10 protein-coding genes and 1 other annotated feature are annotated in these 10,490 nt (G+C 40.6%); of the genes, 6 read left to right on the forward strand and 4 right to left on the reverse strand.

All coding sequences use genetic code 11. The features are described from left to right. Window positions 1-285: 285 nt before the first annotated feature. Window positions 286-1,776: a glutamate/gamma-aminobutyrate family transporter YjeM gene (gene yjeM, locus LKJ51_RS07005; protein ID WP_291980210.1), complete on the forward strand. Its 1,491-nt coding sequence runs from the start codon at window positions 286-288 to the stop codon at window positions 1,774-1,776. A 55-nt stretch (window positions 1,777-1,831) separates the two neighbouring features. Here yjeM and LKJ51_RS07010 read toward each other — a convergent pair whose 3' ends face one another. The 4 genes from LKJ51_RS07010 to LKJ51_RS07025 all read right to left on the reverse strand — a co-directional run bounded on the left by LKJ51_RS07010 (window position 1,832) and on the right by LKJ51_RS07025 (window position 5,155). Continuing rightward, window positions 1,832-3,190, reverse strand: coding sequence for an MATE family efflux transporter (locus LKJ51_RS07010; protein ID WP_434737691.1), 1,359 nt, complete (start codon window positions 3,188-3,190; stop codon window positions 1,832-1,834). Between the two features lie 126 nt (window positions 3,191-3,316). Then, window positions 3,317-3,727 (reverse strand): peptide deformylase, encoded by a 411-nt coding sequence (locus LKJ51_RS07015; RefSeq protein WP_291980211.1) that lies wholly within the window; start codon window positions 3,725-3,727, stop codon window positions 3,317-3,319. Between the two features lie 91 nt (window positions 3,728-3,818). Then, complete coding sequence (gene yidC, locus LKJ51_RS07020; protein ID WP_291980212.1) at window positions 3,819-4,787, reverse strand: membrane protein insertase YidC; 969 nt, start codon at window positions 4,785-4,787, stop codon at window positions 3,819-3,821. Between the two features lie 92 nt (window positions 4,788-4,879). Then, window positions 4,880-5,155, reverse strand: coding sequence for an acylphosphatase (locus LKJ51_RS07025; protein WP_291980213.1), 276 nt, complete (start codon window positions 5,153-5,155; stop codon window positions 4,880-4,882). 95 nt (window positions 5,156-5,250) lie between these two features. On the opposite strand from LKJ51_RS07025, the gene LKJ51_RS07030 reads away from it, so the two are divergent. The 5 genes from LKJ51_RS07030 to pheT all read left to right on the forward strand — a co-directional run. Further along, window positions 5,251-6,027 (forward strand): TrmH family RNA methyltransferase, encoded by a 777-nt coding sequence (locus tag LKJ51_RS07030; RefSeq protein WP_291980214.1) that lies wholly within the window; start codon window positions 5,251-5,253, stop codon window positions 6,025-6,027. Window positions 6,028-6,094: 67 nt separating this feature from the next. Next, complete coding sequence (locus LKJ51_RS07035) at window positions 6,095-6,601, forward strand: HD domain-containing protein (RefSeq protein WP_291980216.1); 507 nt, start codon at window positions 6,095-6,097, stop codon at window positions 6,599-6,601. 22 nt (window positions 6,602-6,623) lie between these two features. Continuing rightward, window positions 6,624-6,962, forward strand: a complete 339-nt coding sequence (locus tag LKJ51_RS07040; RefSeq protein WP_291980218.1) for a winged helix-turn-helix transcriptional regulator — start codon at window positions 6,624-6,626, stop codon at window positions 6,960-6,962. Window positions 6,963-7,008: 46 nt separating this feature from the next. Continuing rightward, window positions 7,009-7,205: a binding site (T-box leader), on the forward strand. A gap of 40 nt (window positions 7,206-7,245) precedes the next feature. After that, a complete protein-coding gene (gene pheS / locus LKJ51_RS07045) occupies window positions 7,246-8,292 on the forward strand; it encodes a phenylalanine--tRNA ligase subunit alpha (protein WP_291980219.1) in 1,047 nt (348 codons plus the stop codon). 5 nt (window positions 8,293-8,297) lie between these two features. After that, window positions 8,298-10,490 (forward strand): phenylalanine--tRNA ligase subunit beta (gene pheT, locus LKJ51_RS07050; protein WP_291980220.1); only part of this gene is annotated, 2,193 nt, incomplete at its 3' end.

The following is a 10,490-nucleotide window of genomic DNA, read 5'->3' on the forward strand; positions in this document are numbered from 1 at the left end:
TTCTTTTCTGTGTGATTTGGCGATTTCATTGTAACAGAGGGGACCTCTGTTTTTTAGTTTAAATGTAAAAATCTGGTATTGGTATAGAAAGTGAAATTTCTATATCAACACCAGATATTGTAGAGCCTCTTTTTTGATCAAAAGAGCTCAATAATTCAAATCCTTGATTAGTGTTCAAAAGTTTATAAATTCGTGATCACTTATACAAAATTATTTAATTTAGGCTTATAATGTAAGCGGATAACTTAATATTATTAAGGAATTGGAATAAGGAGTTGAAGATCCGTGGCGACGGAAAAGAAAAAGTTAATTACGACGCCGACGCTGGTATTAATGATCATTTCAACCATCTATGGTTTCGGAAATGTTTCAATTGCCTATGCACAGATGTCGTATGCGGGGATGTTTTGGTATATTATTGGGGGAATTTGTTTCTTCTTCCCGTGTTGTCTAATGATGGCTGAATATGGTTCGGCATTTAATGAAGCTAAAGGGGGAATTTACTCCTGGCTTGCAGGATCAATTGGTGAGAAACTTGCATTTATTGGGACATTTATTTGGCTTGCCAGTTGGGTTCTGTGGATTGTTTCGAGTGCTTCGCGGCTTTGGATTACATTATCTGCCTTACTTTTTGGGAGAGATACAACTCAAAGTTGGCATATTGGTTCATTGGGATCGACTCAGTTAATTGGTGTTCTGGCAATTATTTTTGTTATTCTTGTTACCTGGTTGAGTTCACGGGGAATTAATGGAATTACGAAGATTAGTTCTTTTGGTGGTGCCTTCATGATTGTAATGAACTTCATTTTTATTTTTGCTAGTTTAATTACAATCATCGCTAACCATGGTGTTCCGGCACAACCAATTCATGGATTAAAGACATTCTTCGTCTCACCTAATCCATCGTTCCAGACGCCAATTGCAATTATTTCATTTGTTGTATACGCAATCTTTGCTTATGCCGGTATGGAAAACCTTGGTGGGGTTACTGATAGTATGAAGAATCCTTCCAAGACCTTCCCAAAGGGGTTAACGATTGGTGCCATCTTAACCATTGGTAGTTATGTGTTAATGATTGTGATGACCGGGTTTAGCGTTAACTATAATCAGGTAATCGCAAAGTCAAGCGTCAACCTGGGAAACGTTACGTATGTTGTCTTTCATCGGTTAGGTTACATGATGGGGGTTTCTTTAGGCCTTAGTCATGGAGTAAACCTCTTTTTAGGTGACTTATTTACCCGGTTAATTGCTCTTGCTGGATTAATGGGAATGCTTGGGGCAATGTTTATCCTTGTCTACACGCCGATTAAGTCCTTTATCATGGGTTCAAACCCTGATTTATGGCCTGACCGGGTTACTAAGCTAAACCAACACGGAATGCCAGCATTTGCAATGTGGGTTCAGGCGATTATCGTTTCAGTAATTATTTTCTTAGTTGCTTTTGGTGGTTCTGCCGCTGCTAGTTTCTACCAAATTTTAACGGATATGGGGAATGTTTCTACCTGTGCTCCATATATCTTTTTGGTTGGTGCCTTTCCTGCATTCCAGCGAAAAGATATTCCGCGAGACTTTATGGTATTCAAGAACCGTTTCTGGACAAAAGTTTTAGTATGGTTTGTTGAAATTATCGTTTGTTTGGGAATTATCTTCACGTGCATCCAACCAATCTTGGATCGTGATTTCCAGACTGCCTTTTGGACAGCGATCGGTCCGGTATTCTTTGGGATCGTTGCTTGGATTCTTTACGATTACGCATCAAAGCGTGCTAAATTATAGCAAAATAAAATGAGACTTAAGAATTGGCTATTTACCAATCCTAAGTCTCATTTTATTATGGAAAATTATTAAACGTTTTTTCCAGTACATCATATTGGCGAATGCGCTGGTGGACAAGAATTGCTCCAATAACTGTGACAATTAATTCAGTAACCGGAACGGCTACCCAAACACCATTAATTCCGAAGAAAAGCGGGAGAATAAAGATTAGAGGTAGTAGGATAAGGTACCCACGGAGCAACGAAAGTGTAAATGAAGCACGAGCGGAATTAGTTGCCGTTAAGAAGAGGATGAACAAGTAATTTAAAGCACTGAAAAAGGCACTAGTGAAGTAAATCGGTAACCCAACTTCAGCAAAGTGAATAAGCTGGAGTGAGTGTTGTGTGTTAAAAATATTAATAATTGGGTACTTAAACGTAATAAGAATTATAAACTCGACCAGAGCCAAAACTAAGGTAATAATTATCCCAATTCTCAGTGAATGCGAGGTGTTTATAAAGTGATGCTCACCGTATTCACGACTAGCGACTGGCTGAACGCCAAGAGCAACCCCATTAGCAATTGCTAGAACCACAATTGCAATGTTTGAGATTACTCCATAAGCAGCGACAGCATAGTTATTTGCTAGCATTAAGAGAACGTGGTTAAAGAAGAATACGCTGACACCCGTACTTAATTCATTTAATGCTGCCGCGGAACCAAGTCGTGCTGATTGAAAAATTGGTTTTATTGAAGGGCGGACAAAATGGAAGTGAAGACGGCGACCCTTGAAATGACGATGGAATGATAGTACAAAGAGGCTGATTGCTGGTGAGAAAATCACAGCTAGTGCAGCCCCTTCCATTTTCAGGCCAAGGCCAAAGATAAAGAACCAGTCAATAATAACAACAGATGTGGTTTCAATTACGGTTGCCAGCATGGTCAAGGTGGGATTGCCGTCATTTCGGATAAAGTTGATGCTAATATAGTTGCACATTACAAACGGACCGCACCATGCGATGATCTGAACGTAAATGACTGCAAGGCTTCTGGTACCACTATTAGCACCAAGAAAGTCAACAATGCCAGTTGAAAATAGGTCAATTAAGATTGCTAGGACTATTCCTAAAATGGCCGCGGAGACCATTAGTGTACTATACAGTGATTCAACCCGTTCTGGATGTAAAACTTTGTTAAGCGAAAAGATAGTTGCCCCGCCGACACCAAGTAATAAGCCAAGGGCGTTGAAAAAATTAAAAATCGGTAGTGCCAGGTTGAGAGCGGTTAACCCGAGTGCACCAGCTGCAATCGAAATGAAGAGAGTATCAATTAGAACATAAATTGATGTTCCTAACATTGCGATAATATTACGGCTTACATAGTGGAAAACTTCTCTAGTGATTGACAAATTAAAACCTCCAGGGTGGCCCTCCATCCTCCAGAAATCTGGACGCCTGTTTGGAAAAGGTATGTAATATATGACAAAACCCGGCGATTTTGTGGCTCTTATTTCATTGACTTTATCTTAGCAAATCAAATTGATTGGTGAAAGAAAATTTATTTAAATTAAAATCCCATTGAGATGGTCAACTTCGTGCTGGACGATTTCGGCTGCTAAATCGGTAAGTTGAAGCGATTGAAGTTGCCAATTTTGATTACGAAAGGTTACCTTGATTTGGTGGTAACGAGTAACTGTTCTTTTACCTGGAAGTGATAAGCAGCCTTCTTTCGTGTTATAAGGGAGTTTCTTTTGAGTTATTTTCGGGTTATACATCACAACATTAATCGGTCCTAAGCTGACAATGATAACGGCTTTGTTAATGCCAATCATGTTGGCTGCCATCCCAATGCATTCTTCTTGATGAGCTGATAGGGTATCCTGAAGATCTATCCCAACATTGAGATCCTGCTTTGATGCGGGAATGGCTTGTTGCTGGAGAAATACTTGGTCGTGGTTAATTGCTTTAATCATTATTTAATGCCTCCTGAAATAAGAAGCTGAGAAATAACTAGAGTCACCTAATCTTAATTATGGCGCGGAAAAGTTATTTCTCAGCTTAATTTTAGTTATTGTTTTTGTGGTGATGTTGCTTCCCGGCATTCCGTTGACGATTACTTGGCTTTGGTTTGCTTGGGGAAGTTGAGCTAGCAGATTCCTTTAGCTGGTCGATTGCTGCTGAAACATTGTTAGGTGTTTCTTTAGCTGCATTATCAACATTTAGAGTTTCGGGAACCTTAACGGGATTTTCTTTATTCTCTTTAGCAATTTGCTTGCGGATTCGTGGTCGGTATGCATTAATCATAAGGGTTTGAAGAATAGCAAATAAACCACCAATAAAGAAGTAAAGTCCTAGCCCGGCTGATGAAGTTAGTGAAATGAAGAAGGTCATAAACGGACTCATCCAAATTGCCATCTTCATTTGCTTCTTCTGTTCTTCAGGAACCCCAATCAATCCAAGATAACTTTGCACTGCATATGCAACAAAGGACAAAATAGCGAAGAGAATGCTTGGCTTACCTAATGCAATTCCCATAAACGTTGCATGGTAAAGGTCTGGGGAGTAACGGATTGCGGCATAGAGTGCAGCAAAGACAGGGAACTGGATCAATAATGGCAGGCAACCAATTCCACCAGTCAAGCTGACGTTATTTTCGCGGTAGACAGCCATCATTTGAGCGCTAACCGCAGCTTGCTCTTCAGGAGTTTTTGCTGCGCGTTGCTTCTTTTGTAAATCCTTCAGTAATGGTTGGATTTTAGCCATCTTTTCTTGCATGATGGTTGATTTCTTCATTTGTGAAAACATTACTGGTAGAAGGATTGTTCGAACAACAACAACGATTACGATGATTGCCCAGCCGTAATTATTACCGAGGTGACTAGCAAGCCACTCCATTAGGTGCTGCATCGGCTTTGCAAGATATGTATATGTTAGGCCGTATGGTTTTCCTGACTTAGTTGTTCGTACACAACCAGTCAGTAGTAGTAAGGCAACGGTTAATAACCCCGCCACCGAAAGACGTTTTCGTTTCATTAATATTCTCCCTTAGTAGATTTAACATTAAATTCATATAAAACAGTACATATATTAACATTAAATCCATTAGCAATTCTACTGCTTTCCCGCTATTTAATCATAAAAAGATGGTAATGATTAACCGGTAGTTCTTTAATTTGAAGTTTAGAGACATGAGCAAAGGGGGTTGGGCCGGCTTTTACTAAGTGGATAAACTCGTCAATCTTGCTATCGTTTCCTTCTGCAACAATCTTAACCGTTCTGTTGGGAAGATTTTGAACGCTTCCGGTGATATTAAGACGATTAGCAATTTGCATTGTCCCATAGCGGAAGCCTACTCCCTGAACCTGACCATGAGCAACTAATTCAAAACAGCGGACTGTCATGATTTTACTAGCCTCCTTAAGAAAATCATAGAAATTATTAACGTTATTGTACACTATAAGCATGGTATAATTAATCAAAAGAGGAGAAGAAATTGATGGAAAAACTTACGTCGATTCATAATCAACACGTAAAAAATTGGAAAAAACTGCAAACCAAAAAATACCGTCGTCAAACAGGAACGTACCTGTTAGATGGCTGGCATTTAGTGAATGAAGCCATTCAGGGTGGAATTCATATTTTGCAGTTAGTCGGAACTGAAGAACAGCTGACGGCACATCCTGATTTGCGGGAGGATGCTGATGATGTTTACGAAGTGACTGAGGAAGTGATGCAACACATTACTGATACGGTGACCCCACAAGGCATTGTTGCTGTAGTTCCGTTGCCTAACTCGCATGAGGTTCCTGATATGGACACATTAAAGGGCGGCTGGCTCTTTTTAGATCGTGTTCAGGATCCTGGCAATGTGGGAACGATGATCCGGACTGCAGATGCGGCAGGCTTTACTGGCGTGGTTGTTAGCCAACGCTCGGCAGATATATATAGTCCTAAGGTTGTTCGTTCAATGCAAGGCTCACAATTCCACGTAAGATTATATGAAGGTGACCTTTCAAAATGGGTTAACGATTTTAAGCAGATTAATGCTCCCGTTTATGGAACCCAGCTTAATCCACAAGCAAAGAGCTTTCGAGACGTCAATCCCGGTGAAACTTTTGCATTGATCATGGGAAATGAAGGCCAGGGAATGAGTGAACAACTTCTTAAGCAAACTACGGATAACCTTTATATCCCAATGCAAGGAAGGGCAGAATCATTAAATGTTGCTGTGTCTGCTGGTATCTTGATGTTCCAGTTAAACAAAAATTTATAATGCGTAATGATTTATTTGTTAAATTAGATCCTGTAAAATATCTTTAAGAATTGAAAAGGGGGATTACATGAAGTCAATTAATGAATGGCGAACCGATTCGGAGTATGTATCTATTGTTAGTGATTTATTAGCTCAGCCAGCTGTTCAAAAGTTAGCTCAGTATACACAACACCATCATTCGAACCGTCTCCAACATTCGATTGCGGTTTCATTTGATAGTTATCGGATTGCAAAACGAATGCATCTCGATTACCGAAGTGTTGCCCGCGCTGGCTTACTACACGACCTCTTTTATTATGATTGGCGGACTACTAAGTTTGACTTGGGGACCCACGCGTTTATCCATCCCCGTGTGGCTTTGCGGAATGCTGAGAAACTGACTAAACTGAACACTAAGGAAAAAGATATTATTCTTAAGCATATGTTTGGTGCAACCTTGGCTTTGCCAAAATACCGTGAGAGTTGGATCGTTTCTCTTGTGGATGATTTTGAAGCAGAACACGAATTCTTCAGTCCACTACGCGCTAAGCTGTCCCGGAAGATTCGGAAGCGGCGCATGAAGTCCGTATGGTAGTCTGTAGGAAGGGGTTATTATTATGCAACAACTAGCTGAAAAGCCGGTTGATACTGGTACTTGTAAACTTTGTCCAAAGTTCATGCACACTTTTTCAATCTTAGGTAAAAAGTGGAATGGCCTAATCATTGAAGCTCTTTTGGTTAAAAACTCAATGCGGTTTAAGGATCTGTCTGCAAGTATTGATGGGTGCAGTGATCGTGTTCTCTGTGAACGTCTGAAGGAACTTGAAGATGAGAAAATTGTTACACGGAATACCCATGAAGGCGAAAATCGGATTGACTACTCACTAACGGAGCGGGGACAGGAACTTCGTGAGGTAATGAGTACCGTTCATAAGTGGAGCGACAAGTGGAATTAATTTTCTCTTGATCTAATGATTGAGCTTAGCTACAATAGGTTTGATATTAAAAGTGTTGATGGAAACTAGTACTTGGCTGTAACTGATAGAGAGCTGCTATTATTCTGAAATTAGTGGTCAGAAAACACCAAGGAATTTCATTTCCGGAGCTGGTATGTAATGATATTCCGGTTAATCACCGTTATCGATTTTGAGTGTGCATTTTTGCAAACTAGGGTGGTACCGCGAAGCCTCGTCCCTAATCGGACGGGGCTTTTTGTTTTACGAAAAAAGGAGAGAGAGTATGGGATTAAAAGAACGTCTTGCTGAACTTCGTGAAGAAGGCCTGCAAGAAATTAAAGATTCAGAAGACCTGAAAAAGATTAATCAGGTTCGGGTAAAAATGCTTGGTAAAAAGGGACCAATTACTAATGTCCTTCGTGGAATGCGAGATTTAAGCGCTGAAGAACGGCCTAAAGTAGGTCAATTCGCAAATAAGGTTCGTGATGAGCTGACAGCCGCTATTGAAAATAAGCGGGCGGAATTAGAGCAGGCGGCAATGGATGCAGAACTAGAGGCCGAAACGATTGATGTTACCCTGCCAGGAACTCCGGTAGCTCAAGGGGAACCACATGTTATTCAACAAATTATTGATCAAGTGGTGGATCTCTTTGTTTCAATGGGATATGAAGTTGCCGTTGGTGATGAAGTTGAACAGGAGGTTTATAACTTTGAAAAGTTAAACCTGCCTAAGGATCACCCAGCACGGGATATGCAGGATACTTTTTATGTTACTCCATCTGTATTGATGCGGACACAAACTTCACCAATGCAGGCGCGGATGTTAGAGAAGCACGACTTTAGTCAAGGCCCATTAAAGATGATTTCACCAGGGAAGGTTTACCGTCGTGATACCGATGATGCTACCCATAGTCATCAATTCAATCAGATTGAAGGGATGGTTGTTGGTAAGCATATTACAATGGCAGATTTAAAGGGAACCTTAAAAGTCGTTGCCCAATCACTCTTTGGTGATAAGCTTGACGTTCGTTTACGTCCAAGCTATTTCCCATTTACTGAACCATCAGTTGAAGCAGATATTACCTGCTTTAACTGTATGGGGAAAGGGTGCGCCATTTGTAAGCATACCGGTTGGATCGAAGTCCTAGGGGCCGGAATGGTTCATCCAAACGTATTACGGATGTCTGGAGTTGATCCAGAAGAATTTGGTGGATTCGCGTTTGGATTGGGTCCAGATCGATTTGCAATGTTGAAGTACGGTGTTACTGACATTCGGAACTTCTACCAAAATGATGTGCGCTTCTTAACTCAATTTGATCGGAAAGGATAACGGCAATGAAAGTTTCATACGATTGGTTAAATGAATATTTAGACCTTGATGTTGAACCACGCGATCTTGCCGAAAAGATTGCGCGGACATCGGTTGATATTAATGATGTTTATTCGCTAAGTGATGGTTTAAAAAAATTAGTTGTGGGAAAGGTTGAAAGCTGTGAACCACATCCTGATTCAGATCACTTACATGTTTGCTCTGTAAATGTTGGTGAAGACGAACCTCTGCAAATTGTTTGTGGTGCCCCTAATGTTGCGGCTGGTCAAAAGGTAATCGTTGCCTTAAATGGTGCACGGATTGCGGATAACCAAAAGATTAAACGAGGCAAAATTCGGGGAATCGAATCAAACGGGATGCTTTGTGCCTTACAGGAGATTGGTTTTAGTGACCGGATTGCTCCTAAGGCTTATGAGGAAGGAATTTATATTCTTCCTGAAGATGCTAAACCAGGGGAATCGGTATTTAGTTATCTTGGCATGGACGATACGATTATTGATACCGACGTTACTCCTAACCGTGGAGATATGTTAAGTATTTACGGTAATGTTAATGATATTGCCGCTTTCTACAACCTTAAGCCTCACTTTAAGGAAGTTGCAGTTGAAGAAAATGACGATCAAGTAACTAGCGATCTGATTAGTGCGGAAATTCCCGATCAAAAGATTGCTCCAACGTATAAGTTACGGGTAATCAAAGGGGTTAAAGTTGCTGATAGCCCATTATGGTTGCAAATCCGTCTTTGGAATTCTGATATCCGGCCAATCAATAATGTTGTTGATGTTACAAACTATGTTCTTTTGAAGTATGGCCAACCATTACACAGTTATGATTATGACAAGTTGCCAAGCCATGATATTAGTGTTCGTCATGCACAAAAGGGTGAAAAGTTTGTTACTTTAGATGATGAAGAACAAACATTAAATGAAAATGATATTGTGGTAACTAGTGCTGATAAGCCAGTTGCCCTTGCCGGAACGATGGGCGGTCAAGAAACCGCTGTTTCAGGAACGACCAAGACGGTTGCTTTGGAAGCAGCTATTTTTGACTCAGTAATGGTTCGTAAGCAGGCACGGCGTTTAGACTTGCACAGTGAATCCTCGATGCGGTTTGAACGGGGAATTAATCCTGAAACGGTTGAAACTGCTTTAAATGAAGCTGCTCAACTGATTTCTCAATTAGCTGGTGGAACCGTTACTAAGGGAATTGTTACTGGAAGTGAAAAGCCAGCTGAAAGTAAAGATATTGAGCTATCTCTTTCCAAACTTAATCATGTTCTGGGAACTGATTTGAAGATGGAAGATGTTACGAATGTCTTTGACCGACTTTCATTTGCAAGCAAGTTAACCAGCAATGATACAGTTGTTATTACCGTTCCGGCTCGCCGCTGGGATATCAGTTTGCCGGCTGACCTTTATGAGGAAGTTGCCCGAATTTATGGTTATGACAATCTACCAGAAAGTTTACCAGTAATGACCCGTAATCATGGTGGATTGACTCCTCGTCAGAAGTTCATCCGGGCTACCCGTCATGACTTTGAAGGAATGGGATTAAACCAGGCAATTAGCTATTCCTTGACTACCGTTGAAAAGGCCAAGCAATTCCAAATTGATCCGGTTGCTGAGCCAATGAAGCTTGACTTCCCAATGAGCTCAGACCATGTGGCAACACGGATGAGCATTATTAGTGGCTTATTGATTGACGTAGCTTATAATGTTGCCCGGAATGTTAATGATGTTGCTCTTTATGAAGAAGGTCGGGTATTTATTCCTCGTGGTGGTGAACGCCCTGAAGAACAGGAACATGTTGCTGGAGCAATTACAGGACAGCTATTAAATGATAGTTGGCACCTTGAAGGACAATCAGTTGACTTCTTCCAAGTAAAAGGAATTGTTGAACGTTACCTTCATAATATGGGGATTGCTGGTAAGGTTGAATACGTTGCTGATCAGTCAAGGGGAGAAATGCATCCCGGACGGACAGCTAACATCTTAGTTGATGGTGATCTTATTGGTTTTGTTGGTCAGGTTCACCCAAAGATAGCTAAGGAATACAAGATTCCTGAAACCTATGTCTTTGAATTAAACTTAGAACAATTATTAACGGCCAAGAAGATTGAAAGTGAATATACACCAATTAGTAAGTTCCCAACGATCACTCGTGATATTGCTTTACTGGTTAATGACGATGTTACTAAT

This window comes from Limosilactobacillus sp. (assembly GCF_022651205.1).
Taxonomy (GTDB): Bacteria; Bacillota; Bacilli; order Lactobacillales; family Lactobacillaceae; genus Limosilactobacillus.